This window comes from Streptomyces sp. NPDC090741 (genome assembly GCF_044769045.1).
Lineage (GTDB): Bacteria > Actinomycetota > Actinomycetes > Streptomycetales > Streptomycetaceae > Streptomyces.
In genome coordinates this window covers 134,992-150,356 of record NZ_JBIVXF010000009.1, presented here as the reverse complement: position 1 = coordinate 150,356, position 15,365 = coordinate 134,992, and the positions used below count along the sequence as shown (strand labels likewise).

The window sequence follows — 15,365 nt, the reverse complement described above, 5'->3', positions numbered from 1 at the left end:
TGCGGGGTACGGTCGGGCGTTGCAGAACCAGGACGCCCCACCCGGCGTCCAGTCGGTCAGAACCTGTACCAGCCCGTGCACCAGGAGGCACCCGCCATGGCGGTCCCCGAGACGACGAACGAGCAGCGCGCCGAGCAGATACTCGATGTGTTCGACACCGCATTCGGTGAGCTGCTCGCCGCCGACCCCGCGGCCTTCCAGGTCAAATTCCGCAAGATGGCGGCCTCGGCCTTCGCCTTCTACCGCGGCACGGCCTGCCTCTTCTACGCCGACCTGGAGCGGGACCGGCACGGCGGCCCCTACCTGGACGAGCGGACCGGCCGGGTCTGGATCCACGGCGATCTGCACGCCGAGAACTTCGGCACGTACATGGACGCCAACGGCCGCCTGATCTTCAACGTCAACGACTTCGACGAGGCGTACGTCGGCCCCTTCACCTGGGACCTCAAGCGGTTCGCGGCCTCCGTCGCCCTGATCGGCTACACCAAGGCGCTCAGCGACGAGCAGATAAGCGAGCTGGTGCGGACCTACACGGGCGCCTACCGGGAGCGGATCCACCGCCTGGCCACCGGCGCCAAGAACGAAGAGGTGCCCTCCTTCACCCTGGACACCGCCGAGGGGCCGCTGCTGGGCGCCCTGCGCTCGGCCCGCTCCCGTACTCGCTTCTCCCTGCTGGACTCGATGACCGAGATCCGGGACTACGAGCGGCGCTTCACCTCCGGCGGTGGCTCGATCGAGCTGGACGCGGCCACCCGCTACAAGGTGCTCGCCGCCTTCGACGGGTACCTGGAGACCCTCCCCGACGAGTCCCTGGTCCGGCCCGACTCCTACCGGGTCAAGGACGTGGTGGGCCGCCGCGGCGTCGGGATCGGCTCGGCCGGCCTGCCCTCGTACAACATCCTGCTGGAGGGGCACAGCGACGCCCTGGAGAACGACGTCGTGATCTACCTCAAGCAGGCGCAGACCCCCGCGGTGTCCCGGCACATCACCGACCGGGCCGTACGGGACTACTTCCAGCACGAGGGCCACCGCACGGTGATCTCCCAGCGCGCCCTGCAGGCGCACGCCGACCCGTGGCTGGGCTGGACCGAGCTGGACGGCTCCGGCCAGCTGGTGGCCGAGGTCTCGCCGTACGCGGTGGACCTGGACTGGTCGGACCTGGACGACCCGGAGGAGATCGCGGCCGTCGTCGCGGACCTGGGCCGGGCGACGGCGACCATGCACGCGTCGGCCGACGAGGCCGAGAGCGGGCACTCCCTGGTGCCGTTCTCCACCGAGCGGGCCATCGACGCGGCGATCGCCGCCGACGAGGAGGGCTTCTCGGAGCTCCTGGTCGACTTCGCGCACGCGTACGGGGCCCGGGCGCGCGCGGACCACCAGATCTTCGTGGACCTGTTCCGCAACGGCCGCATCATGCACTGAGTGGACCGGGTGGACTGAGCGGTGCGGGGGCGGGGCCCCGGGAACCGGCCGTTCCGGGGCCTGGGACCCGTATTCACAGGGACTCGTGGCAGACTCGCGGCGATGGACATATCAGGGGCAGGGCTGAGAGGGCTGCGGGCCGCGCTGTTCAGCGCCCTCGTCGTGCTGCTCTCGGCGGGCTCGCACGTCCTGATGTCCCGCGTCCCGCTGCCCCCCGCCCTCGTGGCCGGGGCCTTCGCCGGCGTGTTCCTGCTCACGTACGCGCTGGCCGGGCGCGAGCGGGGCTTCGGCCCCATCGCCGCTCTGCTGGTTCCGCTGGAACTGGCCGCCGACACGGTCTTCACCGCCGGGCAGCACGTCTGCTACGGCCCGGCCGGCGGGCCCGTCGCCGGGCCGCTGCGGGCGCTGGGCCTCGACGCGCTGTGCGGCGGACCGCCGCTGGGCGGGCCGCTGACCGAGGTGCCCGGAGCCGTCCCCGAGGCGGTGGCCCTGCCGGCCGCGCCCGGACCCTGGACCCCGTGGCTCCTGCTCGGCGCCCACGTCTCGGTCGGGCTGCTCGCCGCGGCCTGGCTGCGGCACGGGGAGCGGGCGCTGGGCCGGCTGCTGCGCGCGGTGGCCGCCTTCGCCTTCCGGCCGCTGCTGCTGGCCGCGGCCTCGGCGACGGCCGCTTTCGGCCCGGTGCGGCGGATGCCGCGCCCGGCCCTTGCGGGCGCGGGGGCCCGTACCCGCTTCCCCGCCCATTCCGTGGGACGCCGGGGACCTCCCGTACGCGGCGCGCTCGTCTGCGCCTGACCCACCCCGCGTGCGGCAGTCCCCCTTTCCTCAAGTCACACCCCACGGAGATCACCATGAGTTCACGCAACAGCCAGGCGAACAAGGCGGCGGCTCGCGAGCGGCTGCGCGCCGAGCGTGAGAAGCAGGCCAAGAAGGACAAGGCGCGCCGCCAGGTGCTGGTGGCCGGCGCCGTCGTCGCCGCCCTGGCGCTGGTCGGCGGCGTCGGCTACGCGGTCGTGCAGGCCAACCAGCCGGGCGAGTGGGACAAGGCCGCCGACGCGACGCTGGTCGCCCCGAAGAACACGACGGGCGACAACGGCACCACGGTCGTCATAGGCAAGGCCGACGCCAAGAAGACCCTCGAACTGTACGAGGACGCGCGCTGCCCGATCTGCTCCGAGTTCGAGCAGGCCGTGGGCCCGCAGATCAAGAAGGACATCGACGGCGGCAAGTACAAGATCCAGTACATCGGCGCCACCTTCCTCGACAAGGGCTTCGGCGGCAGCGGTTCGAAGAACGCGCTGAGCGCGCTGGGCGCGGCCCTGAACGTGAGCCCCGAGGCGTTCCTGGAGTACAAGAGCGCCCTGTACACCAAGGAGAACCACCCGGAGGAGCGCGACGACAAGTTCGGCAAGGACGACTACCTGCTGAAGATCGCGGACCAGGTGCCGGCGCTCAAGGGCAACGCCGAGTTCAAGAAGGCCGTCGAGGACGGCACGTACAACCGCTGGGCGATCGAGATGTCGAAGGTCTTCGACAAGAGCGGCGTGCAGGGCACCCCGTCGCTGAAGATGGGCGGCAAGAAGATCGAGATCAAGATGACGCCGGAGGAGTTCACGGCCGAGGTCGACAAGGCTCTCGCGGGCTGATCGACCCAACCGGGACATACCAGCCAGGGGCAACAGGCAGGGGTAACAGGCAGGCGAACTCCGAGAGTTCGTCTGCCTGTTGCCTTCCCAGGGGTGTACCAGCGGTTGTACCCGTCAGTAATATGCCGGTCCGTGACCAGTCATCTCCCCTCCCCCACTGCGGCAACTCCGCGCCGCCGTACGGTCGTCAAGGCCGCTGCGGCCACCGCCGCCCTCGCGCCCTTCGCGACGGCCGCTCTGGGCATCTCCCCCGCGTCCGCGGCCTCGAACGGGCCCGCCTTCCTGCACGGTGTCGCCTCCGGCGACCCGCTGCCCGACGGGATCCTGCTGTGGACCCGCGTCACCCCGACCCCCGAGGCCGTGCCCGGCTCCGGCGCCGGCCCGGCCACCCAGGTGACCTGGGAGGTCTCCGAGGACAAGGCCTTCTCCCGGATCGTGCTGAGCGGCTCCGTCACGGCGACCGCCGCCACCGACCACACGGTCAAGGCGGACGTCCGCGGACTGCGGCCGCAGACCCCGTACTTCTACCGGTTCACCGCCGGCGGCGCCGTCTCCCCGGTCGGGCGCACCCTGACCGCCCCGGGCCACGACGCGACGACCCCCGGGGTCCGTTTCGGCGTCGTCTCCTGCGCCAACTGGGAGGCCGGCTACTTCTCGGCGTACCGCCACCTGGCCGCCCGCAGCGACCTGCACGCGATCCTGCACCTCGGCGACTACATCTACGAGTACGCGAACGGCGCCTACCCCGAGGCGAAGTACGTCGTACGCGCGCACGAGCCGCGGCACGAGATCCTCACCCTCGCCGACTACCGGACCCGGCACGGCAAGTACAAGACCGACGCCGACCTCCAGGCGCTGCACGCCGCGCACGCCATCGTCGCGATATGGGACGACCACGAGTTCGCCAACGACGCCTGGTCGGGCGGCGCGGAGAACCACACCCCGGGTGCCGAGGGCGACTGGGCGGCCCGCGCGGCCGCCGCCAAGCAGGCGTACTTCGAGTGGATGCCGGTCCGCACCTCCACGGCCGGCACCGTCTACCGGCGGCTGCGCTTCGGCAACCTCGCCGACCTACACCTGCTGGACCTGCGCACCTTCCGCTCCCAGCAGGCCAAGACAGGCAGCGGCGCGGTCGACGACCCCGAGCGCACCATCACCGGGCGGGCCCAGCTGGACTGGCTCAAGTCGGGCCTCGCGAACTCGAACGCGACCTGGAAGCTGGTCGGGACCTCGGTGATGATCTCGCCGGTGGCCTTCGGCTCGCTGCCCGCACACCTGCTGGCGCCGCTGGCGAAGCTGCTGGGCCTGCCCGAGGGCGGACTCGCGGTCAACGTGGACCAGTGGGACGGCTACACGGACGACCGCAAGGAGCTGCTGACCCACCTCAAGGACCAGAAGATCAAGAACACGGTCTTCCTCACGGGCGACATCCACATGGCGTGGGCGAACGAGGTGCCGATGAACATGGCGACGTACCCGGGCTCGGGTACGGCCGCCACCGAGTTCGTCGTGACGTCGGTGACCTCCGACAACATCGACGACCTCCTGCACGTGCCCGCGGACACCGCGTCGCTCGTAGCGGAGGCGGCGGTCAAGGCCGCCAACTGGCACGTGAAGTGGCTGGACATGGACGCACACGGCTACGGGGTGCTGGACGTGACGGCCGAGCGTTCGCAGATGGACTACTACGTGGTGTCCGACAAGCGGAATCCGGCCGCCACCACCGCGTGGGCCCGTTCGTACCGCACGCCGAACGGCACGCAGAAGGTGGAGCGGGCGTACCAGCCCGTGGACTGACGATCTTCTGACTGTCTGTCAATTCTATTGCGCCGAGGGGCGTCTGGTGCAGACCAGACGGCCCTTCGGCATCAGAAGCAACAAATCTTTTACGTAAAGGGCTTGCTCAGTGCATGACATGGACACATAAGCTTCGCGCCAGCGTGAGGAAATCCCTCACCCCCCACCACGCTTCGCGAGGAGTCAACGTGCGCGCTTCCGCCCGCATATCCCCCATGCTCCGCCGCCGCCTCATGGGTACGGCCGTTCTGGCCGGAACCCTGGCGTTCGCCCCGCTCACGGCCCCCACGACCGTGGCCGCGGCGCCCAAGACCGGCGCCGAGGCCTGTGCCGACGCCGGCACCGCCTCCGCCTCCGCCAACGCCCGTGTCGCCCGCCCGAAGGACCAGCACGCGGCCGACCCCAACGAGGTGACGGACGTCCAGGTCAAGGCCATGGACGCCGACCTGGCCAAGAAGAGCGCCGAGCTCGGCCCGCAGCGCCAGATGCGCGCCGCCGAGGTCACCGCCGCGACCAGCATCCCGGTGTACGTCCACGTCATCACGTCCGGCTCCGCCGGCAAGCTGACCGCCACGGACATCAACAACCAGATCGCGGTCCTCAACGCCGCCTACAGCGGCCAGGGCACCGGCAACGTCGACTCGGGCTACCAGTTCTCGCTGGTCTCCACCGACTACACCGACAACGCCGCCTGGTACAGCGTCTCGGACGGCACCCAGGCCGAGAAGGACATGAAGAACGCCCTGCGCAAGGGCGGCGCCAACGCGCTCAACCTCTACACCGCCAACCTCGGCGGCGGCCTGCTCGGCTGGGCGACCTTCCCGAGCTCCTACGCCTCGCAGCCCAAGATGGACGGCGTGGTCATCCTCAACACCTCGCTGCCGGGCGGCTCCGCCGCCAACTACAACGAGGGCGACACCGGCACCCACGAGGTCGGCCACTGGATGGGCCTCTACCACACCTTCCAGGGCGGCTGCTCGGGCAGCGGTGACTCCGTCTCCGACACCCCGGCCGAGAAGAGCGCCGCGTTCGAGTGCCCGACCGGCCGTGACAGCTGCACCAACAAGACGGGCGTCGACCCGATCCACAACTTCATGGACTACACGTACGACTCCTGCATGTACCAGTTCACCGCGGGCCAGGTGTCCCGTATGAAGAGCATGTGGAGCGCGTACCGCGGCTAGTCACCGCGTGAAGCGTCGAGGGGCAGGGCACGCGGTTCGTGCCCTGCCCCTCACCGTTTTCTCCCGGGCCTGCGCCTGCTCCTACAGGGAGTCGAGGAAGGCGAGCGCGGCCTTCCAGGTCTGCTCCGCGGCCTCCGCGTCGTAGTCGTCGAGGTCCGGGTCCGTGAACAGGTGCCCGGCACCCGGGTAGCGGTGCACCTCCACGTCCGCACCCGCGCGCTGCATCCGCAGGTACCAGGCCGTCAGCCAGTCGTGCGGCTCGAACGGGTCCGGATCCGCGATGTGCAGCTGCACCGGCAGTTCGTCGACGGCGGTGTCCTCCTCCAGGTCCGCCGTCCCGTGCAGGAGCAGCAGCCCGCGCGCCTTCTCGTCGGCGAGGGCCAGGTGCTGGGCGACGGAGCCGCCGAAGGAGAAGCCCGCGTAGACCAGACCCTGGTCGGAGTAGGGGCGGAGGCCAGCACCGCGCGCTTGAGCAGCTCGTCGCGGCCGATCTCGTCCCGGTGTGCCATGCCCTCCTCGACGGTCTCGAAGGTGCGCCCGTCGAAGAGATCCGGCACCTGGACCTGGTGACCGGCCGCGCGCAGCCGGTCGGCCGCCGCGTGCACCGCGGGCCGCAGCCCGTACGTCGAATGGAAGAGCACGATGTTCATGCACCCCATCGTGCCATTCGTTGAATGGGAGGGGCCGAGGGCTCGTTCCGGTTACGTTGACGTGCATGGACACGGACACCGTTCTGCGCCCGATCGCCGTCGTCGCCGGCGCCCTGGTCGTCACCCTGCTCGCCGGATGGCTCCTGGACCTGCTGCTGCGCCGCGCCGACGCCCGGCACAGCGAGACCCCGCTGTGGGGGCTGCTGCGCCACTGCCGCCTGCCGTTCCAGTTCGTGCTGTGCACGACTCTGCTGTACGGATCCCACCGGCGGATGAGCCTTCCGCCGGAGTACGTCTTCGCCGTCGGCCGCGCGCTGACCCTCGTACTGATCGGCTCGGCGGCATGGCTGCTGGTACGCATCGCGACGGCGGTCGTGGACTCCTCGTACGCCCGTTTCGCGGCCCAGCACCCGGACGACGCCCGGGTGCGGCGGGTCCGCACCCAGGTGACGCTGATCCACCGGGTGGTCACGGCGGTGGTCGTGGTGGTCGCGGTGGCGGCGATGCTGCTCACCTTCCCGCCGATGCGGGCGGTCGGCGCCTCGATGCTGGCGTCGGCGGGCGTGCTCGGCATCGTGGCGGGCATCGCGGCCCAGTCCTCGCTGGGCAACCTCTTCGCCGGACTGCAGATCGCCTTCGGCGACACGGTGCGGATCGGGGACACGGTGGTCGTGGACAAGGAGTGGGGGACGGTCGAGGAGATCACCCTGACCTTCCTGGTCGTCCGCACCTGGGACGAGCGCCGGATCACGATGCCTGTGTCGTATTTCACAGGCAAGCCGTACGAGAACTGGTCGCGCGGCGGCGCGCAGATGACCGGAACGGTCTTCTGGCACCTGGACCACAGCGCACCGCTGGACCTGATGCGGGAGCGGCTCCAGGGGATCCTGAAGGAGATCCCGGAATGGGACGGCCGCACCGGCAGCCTCGCGGTCACGGACACGACCCCGCACACCATCCAGGTCCGGGCGGTGGTCACGGCGAAGGACGCGACGGACATCTGGACGGTCCGCTGCCAGGTCCGCGAACGCCTGATCACCTGGCTCCTGGCCCACCACCCGTACGCCCTTCCCCGCATCGCCACCTCCCCGGCGGACCCGCGCCCGGACCCGTCCTGACGGCCGGAGCCCGGGTCAGAACGTCAGGCGGAACAGGGCTCCGCCGCCCGGGGCCGGCTCGGCCACGAGCTCCGCGGCGTGTGCCCGGGCGATCTGGCGGGCCATCGCGAGGCCCAGCCCCGAGCCCGGCAGGGCGCGCGCCGCCCCGGCCCGGTAGAAGCGGTCGAAGACGTACGGCAGGTCCTCGGCCGCGATGCCGGGCCCGTGGTCCCGTACCGTCAGCTCCGCCCGGCCGCCGGCGCCGCCCGGCGACACCAGCTCCACCTCCACCGCAGCCCCCGCGGGGCTGAACTTCGCCGCGTTGTCCAGCAGGTTCGACACCAGCCGGGTCAGCCGCGCCGGCACCCCCGGCACCACCACCGCCTCCGCCCCGCGGACGCGCACCCGCACCGGGACCGACGGCCAGTGCGCCCGGGCCGCCTCCGCGCAGTGCTCCACCAGCGGAGCCAGCCGTACCTGTTCCACCAGCGGCTGCGGCTCCTCGTCCCGGGCCAGCTCGATCAGGTCGTTCACCAGCCCCGTCACCTCCCTCAGCTGCCGCCCCAGCGCGAGCGAAGCCCGCTCGCGCTGCTCCGCCGTCAGCCGCTCCCCCCGCGCCAGCAGCTCCGCGTTGGTCCGCAGGGCCGTCAGCGGGGTCCGCAGCTCGTGCGAGGCATCGGCGACCAGCCGCCGCTGCGCCGTCACCGACTGCTCCAGCTCGCCCAGCATGGTGTTGAAGCTCCCGGCCAGCCGCGTGATCTCGTCCTCCCTCCCGGGCGGCGGCAGTTCGATCCGGTGCCGCGGATCCCGCGTCGCCGCGATCCGCTCGGCGGTGGCCGTGAGCCGGGTCACCGGGGCCAGACCGGTCCGCGACACCCAGTACCCGAGCCCGGCCGCGACCAGTACCCCGGCCGCGCCGATCAGCGCCAGCCACCACGCCGCCTCCTCGATCCCGTCCTCGACGGTGTCGGCCCGCAGCGCCACCTGGAGCGCCCGCCCCTTCGCGTAGTCGGTGGTGAGCATCCGCGCCGGGTGCCCCGCGTGCACGATGTCCGTGTAGAACGGCGCGTGCCGCCCGGCCGCCACCGCCCGCGTCGCCGCGTCCACCGGCAGCAGGTACCGGGCCGCCGGGTCGTCCGCCGGGTCGGCGGGCACCACCTCCGCGCAGGCGGGCGCCGCCAGGAACCGGCACTCCCCGGCCAGGGTGTCCGGCCCGGAGTCCGGGTTGCGCTGCGCCGCGAGCCGCGCGGACTGGGTCAGGCTCAGGTTCAGCTGCTCGTACAGGGCGCTCCGTACGACGAAGAACGCGGCCGTGCACACCCCGACCGCGACCAGCGCCACCGCCGCGGTGGCCGCCAGCGCCAGCCGGGTCCGCAGCGGCCGGCGTCTGCGCCAGGGCGCCCCGAGCCGGCGCCGGCCCCGCCCGGCGGCGCTCACGCCGGGCCCAGCCGGTACCCGACCCCGTGGACGGTGTGCACCAGCCGCGGCTCGCCGGCCGCCTCCAGCTTCCGCCGCAGGTAGCCGACGTACACGGCGAGGGAATTGGAGTCCGGTCCGAAGTCCCGCCCCCAGACCAGCTCCAGGATCAGCTCCCGGGGCAGCACCTGCCCGGGGTGGCGCAGCAGCAGCTCCAGCAGCGCCGCCTCGGTCCGGCTGAACTCCAGCGCCCGCCCGCCGCGCCTTCCGGTGCGCGTCTCGGGGTCCAGTACGAGGTCCGCGAACCCGAGTACGGCCGTACCGGCGGGATCGGGCGCGGCCCGCCGCAGCAGGGCCCGGACCCGGGCCACCAGCTCGTCCAGCGCGAACGGCTTGACCAGGTAGTCGTCGGCGCCCGCCTCCAGTCCGTCGACCCGCTCGCTCACCGAGTCCAGCGCGGTCAGGACGAGTACGGGCGTACGGTCACCCAGGGCCCGAAGCCGCCGGCAGACCCCGAGCCCGTCGAGCACGGGCATCATCACGTCGAGCACCACCGCGTCGGGCTGCCAGCCCGCCACCTCCGACAATGCGGCCAGCCCATCGCCGGCTCCCCGTACCTCGTACCCCTCGACGGCCAGCCCGTCCTGGACGGCGGCCCGTACCTCGGGCTCGTCGTCCACGACCAGGATCCGCTGCGCGCTCGTGCCACTCGTGCCACTCGTGCCGCCCATACTGCTCGTGCTGCTCATGGGGCAAAGCCTGCCAAACAGTTCTGAGAGAACCTCTTAGAACGTTCTTAGGGCGCACCGGAAGGCTGCGCCCATGACCACACGAGGCACTTCCCTCCCACCCCTGTCCGTCGTGATCGGCGCGGGCGGCACCGGCGGCCACATCTATCCCGGACTCGCCCTCGCCGAGGCGCTGCGCGCGGCCGTCCCGGGTGCCGTGGTCTCGTTCATCGGGACCGAGCGGGGCCTGGAGACCGAGCTGATCCCGGCCGCCGGGTACCGCCTGCACACCGTCGACATGATCCCGTTCGACCCCTCGCTCGGCGCGAAGCGCTACCTGCTGCCCGCCGCGCTGCTGCGCTCCGCCGGGCAGGCGCGCTCGGTGATCCGTGCCCAGGGCGCGCACGCCGTCGTGGGCATGGGCGGCTACCCGAGCGCGCCGGCCGTGTTGGGGGCCCGGATGGCCGGGCTGCCGGCCGTCATCCACGAGTCCAACGCGGTACCGGGCCGTGCCAACCAGTTCGCCGCCCGGCTCACCGCGCACATCGCGGTGGCCTTCGACCGCAGCCGGGCCCATCTGGCGGGCGGCGCGCACGCGCTGACCACCGGAATGCCGATCTCGGCGGCCCTCGCGCGGCTGGCCGGCCTGTCCCGGCCGGAGCGCGCGGCCCTGCGCGCCGAGGCCCGGCGGGCCCTGCACATCCCCGACGGGCGCCGCCTGGTCGTCTTCAACGGCGGCAGCCTGGGCGCCGCCCGCCTCACCGCGGCCGCCGTCGGGCTGGCCGGCCTCTGGCAGGGGCGGGACGACGTACAGCTGCTGATCAAGACGGGTCCGCGGGCGCTGCCGGACACCGCCGCCGATCTCGCCGCCTGCGGCGGGCACCGGATCGCCCGGGCCGTGCCGTACCTGGACCGGATGGACCTCGTGTACGCGGCCGCCGACCTGGTGGTGTGCCGGGCCGGGTCCGCGACGGTCGCGGAGCTGGCGGCGACCGGGGTCCCGGCCGTGCTCGTCCCGTACCCCCACGCCCCCGGCGACCACCAGACCCACAACGCCCGGGTCCTCGTCGACGCGGGCGCGGGCCTGCTGCTGCCGGACGCCGCGACCACCGCCGACCGGCTGGCAGTGCTGCTCGGCCCGCTGCTGGCCGACCCGGCCCGGCTGGCCGCGATGGCCGGCGCCGCCGACCCCGGCCCGCACGCCCGGGCCGCCGAACTGCTGGCCGCGGAGGTCCTCCGCGTGGCCGGCGTCCCCCTCCCCACCCTGGAGCGCATATGAACACGCAGACGAACGCCGTGAACCCCTGGGCCGGCCGCCTGGTCCTGGTCACCGGAGCCGAGGGGTTCATCGGGTCCACCCTGGTCGACCTGCTGGTGGCGCGGGGCGCCCGGGTCCGCGCCTTCGTCCACTACAAGCCGTACGCGGAGAAGGGCCACCTGGCGCGGTACCTCGCCGACCCCGACGGCCCGGTGGAGATGTGGGCGGGCGACATCCGCGACGCGGGCCGGGTCAGCGACGCGGTGGCGGGCTGCGACACCGTGTTCCACCTGGCGGCACTGATCGGGATCCCGTACAGCTACGCCTCGCCGGGCGCGTACGTGCAGACGAACGTGACCGGTACGGAGAACATGGCGGAGGCCTGCCGCCGGCACGGGGTGCGGCGGCTGGTGCACACGTCCACGAGCGAGGTCTACGGCACGGCCCTGACGGCCCCGATCCCGGAATCGCATCCGCTCCAGCCGCAGTCCCCGTACTCGGCGTCGAAGATCGGCGCGGACATGATGGCGCTGTCGTTCCACCACGCGTTCGAGCTGCCGGTGACGGTGGTCCGGCCGTTCAACACGTACGGCCCCCGCCAGTCGGCGCGGGCCGTGATCCCGACGATCCTGGCGCAGCTGCACGCGGGCGCGCGGGAGATCCGTCTGGGCTCGCTCTCCCCGACCCGGGACTTCACGTACGTGACGGACACGGCCGAGGGCTTCCTCGCGGTGGCGGAATGCGACCGGGCACTGGGCGAGGTGGTCAACCTCGGCACGGGCGAGGAGATCTCGATCGGCGATCTGGCGCAGGCCCTGATCAAGGCTTCGGGCCGGGACGCCGAGGTGGTGGTGGACGCCTCCCGCCTCCGCCCGGCGGGCAGCGAGGTCCTGCGCCTGCTGTCGGACAACTCCCGCGCCCGGGACTGGGCGGGCTGGAAGCCGCAGGTCCCGCTGACGGAGGGGCTGTCGCGCACATCGGACTGGATCGCCTCGAACCTGGACCTCTTCGCCCCGTCCCGCTACCAGGTCTGACCGACCGGGCACGGACTCTGCGCACGCCTCCTAGCTGCTGCGGAGGCTGCGGACGTCCAGGTGGCGCAGGACCCGGTCCACGATCTCCGGGTCCGCGCCCGGCTCGCTGCGCGCGGCCAGCACCTCGTGCCGGGCCGCCGACATCATCTCGCGCTGGATCCGCTGGACGTCCCGGATCCGCTCCACCCGCTTCGCGTACGCCTCCCGCCGCTCCTCGTCCACCATCTCGGGACTGATCCTGGCCCCCACGTCGTACGCCCGCCGGTACAGCACCTCCACCAGATCCTCCGGCAGGTCCTCCACCTCCTCGATCTCCTTCAGCCGCCGCTTCGCGGCCCTCGCCGCGCGGATCGCCAGCTGCCGCTCCGTCTCCCGCTCGGCGTCCTCGTCGGCCTCGACCCCCAGCAGCCGCACCAGCCACGGCAGCGTCAGCCCCTGGCAGATCAGCGTCACCATGATCACGGCGAAGGCGATGAAGATGATCTGGTCCCGCGCCGGAAACGGCGCCCCGCCCTCCACCTTCAGCGGGATGGCCAGCGCCAGCGCCACCGAGGCCACCCCGCGCATTCCGGCCCACCACATCACCACGCTCTCCCGCCAGCTCAGCGGGATCTCCTCGTCGTAGTCGCGCCGCGTGTGCAGCCGCTTGGCCAGCCAGCCGGCCGGCAGCAGCCACAGCAGCCGTACGCCGACCACCACCGCGGTCACGGCGGCCGCCCACCCCGCCATCTCCCACTCGCGGCCGGCCGCGACGCCGAACACGTTGTGCAGCTCCAGCCCGATCAGCCCGAACGCCGCGCCCGTGACCAGCATGTCCACGACCTCCCAGAACGTGTGCCCGGCGAGCCGTCCCAGCACGTCGTCCGCGTCGGAGGCGTACTCCGCGAGGAACAGGGCCGTCGTCAGCACGGCCAGCACCCCCGACCCCTGGAACTCCTCGGCCACCACGTACGACACGAACGGCACGAGCAGCGTCAGCCCGATCTGGAGCGTGGCATCGCCGAGCAGCCCCATGAGCGCGTTGGTGACCCAGCCCAGACCGAGCCCGACGGCTACGGCGACCACGGCGGAGAGCACGAACTCCCCCAGCGCGTCCGGCCAGGAGAAGCTGCCGCTGACGGCGGCGGAGATGGCCACGTGGTAGAGCACGATCGCGGTGACGTCGTTGAACAGGCCCTCGCCCTCCAGGATCGACACCATGCGGCGCGGCAGCCCGAGCGCTCCGGCGACGGCCGTCGCGGCGACGGGGTCGGGCGGGGCCACGAGTGCGCCGAGCGCGACCGCGGCGGCGAGCGGCAGCCCGGGGACGACGGCGTTCGCGACGGCGGCGACCGCGGCGGTCGTGACGAAGACGAGCGCCACGGCGAGCAGGAAGATGGGCCGGACGTTGGCGGCGAACTGCCGCCAGGAGGTGCGCTGCGCCGAGGCGTAGAGCAGCGGGGGCAGGACGACCGGCAGGATGTACTCGGGCGGGATGTCGACGTTCGGCACGGCCGGAACCAGCGCGAGCACGACCCCGCCGATGGTCATCAGGACGGGCGCGGGCAGCCCGAGCCGATCCCCGAACGGCACGCTGACCACGGCCCCGAGCAGCAGTACGAACAGCAGAGCAAGCTGATCCACTCCCCCACCCTGCCGCACCGCCGGCCGCGGACGACCCTGCCCCGACGAAGCCTCGCCCACCTGGCGGCTCCGCCGGGCCTCGAACGCAGGCGGGGCTGGATCTGCTACGGCAGGGCGCGCCGCATCGAGCGGTGCGGGATCCCCGCGTCTTCGAACTCCGGGCCGTAGGCCACGTACCCGAGCCGCTCGTAAAAGCCGAGCGCATGCGTCTGCGCGCCCAGGTCCACGGCGGACAGGCCCAGCCGGCCGGCCTCCGCCTCGATGGCCCGCACCAGCGCCACCCCGACGCCCAGCCCGCGCGCGGCCTTGCGTACGGCCAGCCGCCCCAGCGAGCCGACCGTCGGGTCACCGCCCGTCTTGCCCAGCGCCGCCGGCCCGTGCAGCAGCCGGCCGGTGCCCAGCGGCTCCCCGTCCGGCGCCACGGCCAGCACGTGCACCGCGACCGCGTCGTACGCGTCGTACTCGATCGACTCCGGCACGGACTGCTCGACCACGAACACCTCGGTCCGCACGGCGAAGCACGCCGCCAGGTCGGCCTCCCCCTCGGCCACCCGGACGGTGAAGGCCGTCACTCGCTCTCGGCCCGGATCACGTCCAGCGCGTGCTGCAGGTCCGCCGGGTACGTGCTCTCGAACTCCACCCACTGCCCGTCCGCCGGGTGCTCGAAGCCGAGCCGCACGGCGTGCAGCCACTGCCGGGTCAGGCCCAGCCGCTTCGCCACCGTCGGGTCGGCGCCGTACGTGAGGTCGCCGACGCACGGGTGCCGGTGCGCGGACATGTGCACGCGGATCTGGTGCGTGCGCCCGGTCTCCAGCTTGATGTCGAGCAGCGAGGCCGCGCGGAAGGCCTCGATCAGGTCGTAGTGGGTGACGGAGGGCTTGCCCTCCTGGGTCACGGCCCACTTGTAGTCCGCGCTGGGGTGCCGGCCGATCGGCGCGTCGATCGTGCCGCTCATCGGGTCCGGGTGGCCCTGTACGAGCGCGTGGTAGCGCTTGTCCACGACCCGCTCGCGGAACTGGTTCTTCAGCGAGGTGTACGCACGCTCCGACTTGGCGACGGCCATCAGGCCGGACGTGCCGACGTCGAGGCGGTGCACGATGCCCTGGCGCTCGGACGCGCCGGAGGTGGAGATCCGGTAGCCGGCGGCGGCGAGGCCACCGATGACGGTGGTGCCGGTCCAGCCGGGGCTCGGGTGGGCGGCGACGCCCACCGGCTTCATGATGACGACGATGTCGTCGTCGTCATGGACGATCTCCATGCCCGGGACCGGCTCGGCGACGAGCTCGACCGGCCGCGGCGGCGCGGGCATCTCGACTTCGAGCCAGGCGCCGCCGTGCACGCGCTCGGACTTCCCGACGACGCTGCCGTCGACCGACACCTTCCCCGCGGCGGCGAGCTCGGCCGCCTTCGTCCGGGAAAAACCGAACATACGGGCGATGACGGCGTCGACGCGCTCGCCTTCGAGGCCATCGGGAACGGGCAGGGTGCGGATCTCGGGAATCGTACTCACCTG

General features: G+C 72.5%; 13 protein-coding genes and 1 pseudogene. 8 read left to right on the top strand and 6 right to left on the bottom strand.

What is annotated here, in order from left to right; translation table 11 throughout:
- The first annotated feature begins 96 nt into the window (after positions 1 to 96).
- The 5 genes from ACIQU4_RS24345 to ACIQU4_RS24325 all read left to right on the top strand — a co-directional run bounded on the left by ACIQU4_RS24345 (position 97) and on the right by ACIQU4_RS24325 (position 6,046).
- Positions 97 to 1,422, top strand: a complete 1,326-nt coding sequence (locus ACIQU4_RS24345; protein ID WP_403734386.1) for a DUF2252 domain-containing protein — start codon at positions 97 to 99, stop codon at positions 1,420 to 1,422.
- A gap of 102 nt (positions 1,423 to 1,524) precedes the next feature.
- On the top strand, positions 1,525 to 2,214 hold the full coding sequence (locus ACIQU4_RS24340; protein WP_403734383.1) for a hypothetical protein: 690 nt from the start codon (positions 1,525 to 1,527) through the stop codon (positions 2,212 to 2,214).
- Between the two features lie 56 nt (positions 2,215 to 2,270).
- Positions 2,271 to 3,065 (top strand): DsbA family protein, encoded by a 795-nt coding sequence (locus ACIQU4_RS24335; protein ID WP_403734380.1) that lies wholly within the window; start codon positions 2,271 to 2,273, stop codon positions 3,063 to 3,065.
- 132 nt (positions 3,066 to 3,197) lie between these two features.
- On the top strand, positions 3,198 to 4,862 hold the full coding sequence (locus tag ACIQU4_RS24330; protein ID WP_403734378.1) for an alkaline phosphatase D family protein: 1,665 nt from the start codon (positions 3,198 to 3,200) through the stop codon (positions 4,860 to 4,862).
- 233 nt (positions 4,863 to 5,095) lie between these two features.
- Positions 5,096 to 6,046, top strand: coding sequence for a zinc metalloprotease (locus tag ACIQU4_RS24325; RefSeq protein WP_403734941.1), 951 nt, complete (start codon positions 5,096 to 5,098; stop codon positions 6,044 to 6,046).
- Positions 6,047 to 6,127: 81 nt separating this feature from the next.
- On the opposite strand, the pseudogene ACIQU4_RS24320 reads toward ACIQU4_RS24325, so the two are convergent.
- Positions 6,128 to 6,705, bottom strand: a pseudogene (locus tag ACIQU4_RS24320) (dienelactone hydrolase family protein).
- Positions 6,706 to 6,761: 56 nt separating this feature from the next.
- On the opposite strand from ACIQU4_RS24320, the gene ACIQU4_RS24315 reads away from it, so the two are divergent.
- Complete coding sequence (locus ACIQU4_RS24315; RefSeq protein WP_403734375.1) at positions 6,762 to 7,814, top strand: mechanosensitive ion channel family protein; 1,053 nt, start codon at positions 6,762 to 6,764, stop codon at positions 7,812 to 7,814.
- A gap of 15 nt (positions 7,815 to 7,829) precedes the next feature.
- Here the strand turns inward: ACIQU4_RS24315 and ACIQU4_RS24310 are convergent, their stop codons facing one another.
- Together ACIQU4_RS24310 and ACIQU4_RS24305 are read right to left on the bottom strand one after the other, a co-directional pair.
- Positions 7,830 to 9,230 (bottom strand): sensor histidine kinase, encoded by a 1,401-nt coding sequence (locus ACIQU4_RS24310; RefSeq protein WP_403734373.1) that lies wholly within the window; start codon positions 9,228 to 9,230, stop codon positions 7,830 to 7,832.
- Positions 9,227 to 9,958 carry a response regulator transcription factor gene (locus ACIQU4_RS24305; RefSeq protein ID WP_403734371.1) on the bottom strand — a complete coding sequence of 244 codons (732 nt, stop codon included), beginning with the start codon at positions 9,956 to 9,958 and terminating at the stop codon, positions 9,227 to 9,229. The genes ACIQU4_RS24310 and ACIQU4_RS24305 overlap by 4 nt, the downstream gene beginning before the upstream one ends.
- Before the next feature lie 73 nt (positions 9,959 to 10,031).
- On the opposite strand from ACIQU4_RS24305, the gene ACIQU4_RS24300 reads away from it, so the two are divergent.
- Complete coding sequence (locus ACIQU4_RS24300; RefSeq protein WP_403734368.1) at positions 10,032 to 11,216, top strand: UDP-N-acetylglucosamine--N-acetylmuramyl-(pentapeptide) pyrophosphoryl-undecaprenol N-acetylglucosamine transferase; 1,185 nt, start codon at positions 10,032 to 10,034, stop codon at positions 11,214 to 11,216.
- Entirely contained in the window at positions 11,213 to 12,229 is a 1,017-nt protein-coding gene (locus tag ACIQU4_RS24295) for a GDP-mannose 4,6-dehydratase (RefSeq protein WP_403734365.1), read from the top strand. Before ACIQU4_RS24300 ends, ACIQU4_RS24295 begins: the two co-directional genes overlap by 4 nt.
- A 30-nt stretch (positions 12,230 to 12,259) precedes the next feature.
- Here ACIQU4_RS24295 and ACIQU4_RS24290 read toward each other — a convergent pair whose 3' ends face one another.
- The 3 genes from ACIQU4_RS24290 to ACIQU4_RS24280 all read right to left on the bottom strand — a co-directional run bounded on the left by ACIQU4_RS24290 (position 12,260) and on the right by ACIQU4_RS24280 (position 15,362).
- Positions 12,260 to 13,852, bottom strand: a complete 1,593-nt coding sequence (locus ACIQU4_RS24290; RefSeq protein ID WP_403734362.1) for a Na+/H+ antiporter — start codon at positions 13,850 to 13,852, stop codon at positions 12,260 to 12,262.
- A 104-nt stretch (positions 13,853 to 13,956) separates the two neighbouring features.
- On the bottom strand, positions 13,957 to 14,424 hold the full coding sequence (locus ACIQU4_RS24285; protein ID WP_403734360.1) for a GNAT family N-acetyltransferase: 468 nt from the start codon (positions 14,422 to 14,424) through the stop codon (positions 13,957 to 13,959).
- Positions 14,421 to 15,362 carry an RluA family pseudouridine synthase gene (locus tag ACIQU4_RS24280; RefSeq protein WP_403734357.1) on the bottom strand — a complete coding sequence of 314 codons (942 nt, stop codon included), beginning with the start codon at positions 15,360 to 15,362 and terminating at the stop codon, positions 14,421 to 14,423. The genes ACIQU4_RS24285 and ACIQU4_RS24280 overlap by 4 nt, the downstream gene beginning before the upstream one ends.
- Between the last annotated feature and the right edge of the window lie 3 nt (positions 15,363 to 15,365).

Coding starts and splice junctions, on each gene's coding strand:
- ACIQU4_RS24345 (WP_403734386.1), top strand. CDS start 97: ATGGCGGTCCCCGAGACGACGAACGAGCAGCGCGCCGAGCAGATACTC.
- ACIQU4_RS24340 (WP_403734383.1), top strand. CDS start 1,525: ATGGACATATCAGGGGCAGGGCTGAGAGGGCTGCGGGCCGCGCTGTTC.
- ACIQU4_RS24335 (WP_403734380.1), top strand. CDS start 2,271: ATGAGTTCACGCAACAGCCAGGCGAACAAGGCGGCGGCTCGCGAGCGG.
- ACIQU4_RS24325 (WP_403734941.1), top strand. CDS start 5,096: ATGGGTACGGCCGTTCTGGCCGGAACCCTGGCGTTCGCCCCGCTCACG.
- ACIQU4_RS24315 (WP_403734375.1), top strand. CDS start 6,762: ATGGACACGGACACCGTTCTGCGCCCGATCGCCGTCGTCGCCGGCGCC.
- ACIQU4_RS24305 (WP_403734371.1), bottom strand. CDS start 9,958: ATGAGCAGCACGAGCAGTATGGGCGGCACGAGTGGCACGAGTGGCACG.
- ACIQU4_RS24300 (WP_403734368.1), top strand. CDS start 10,032: ATGACCACACGAGGCACTTCCCTCCCACCCCTGTCCGTCGTGATCGGC.
- ACIQU4_RS24295 (WP_403734365.1), top strand. CDS start 11,213: ATGAACACGCAGACGAACGCCGTGAACCCCTGGGCCGGCCGCCTGGTC.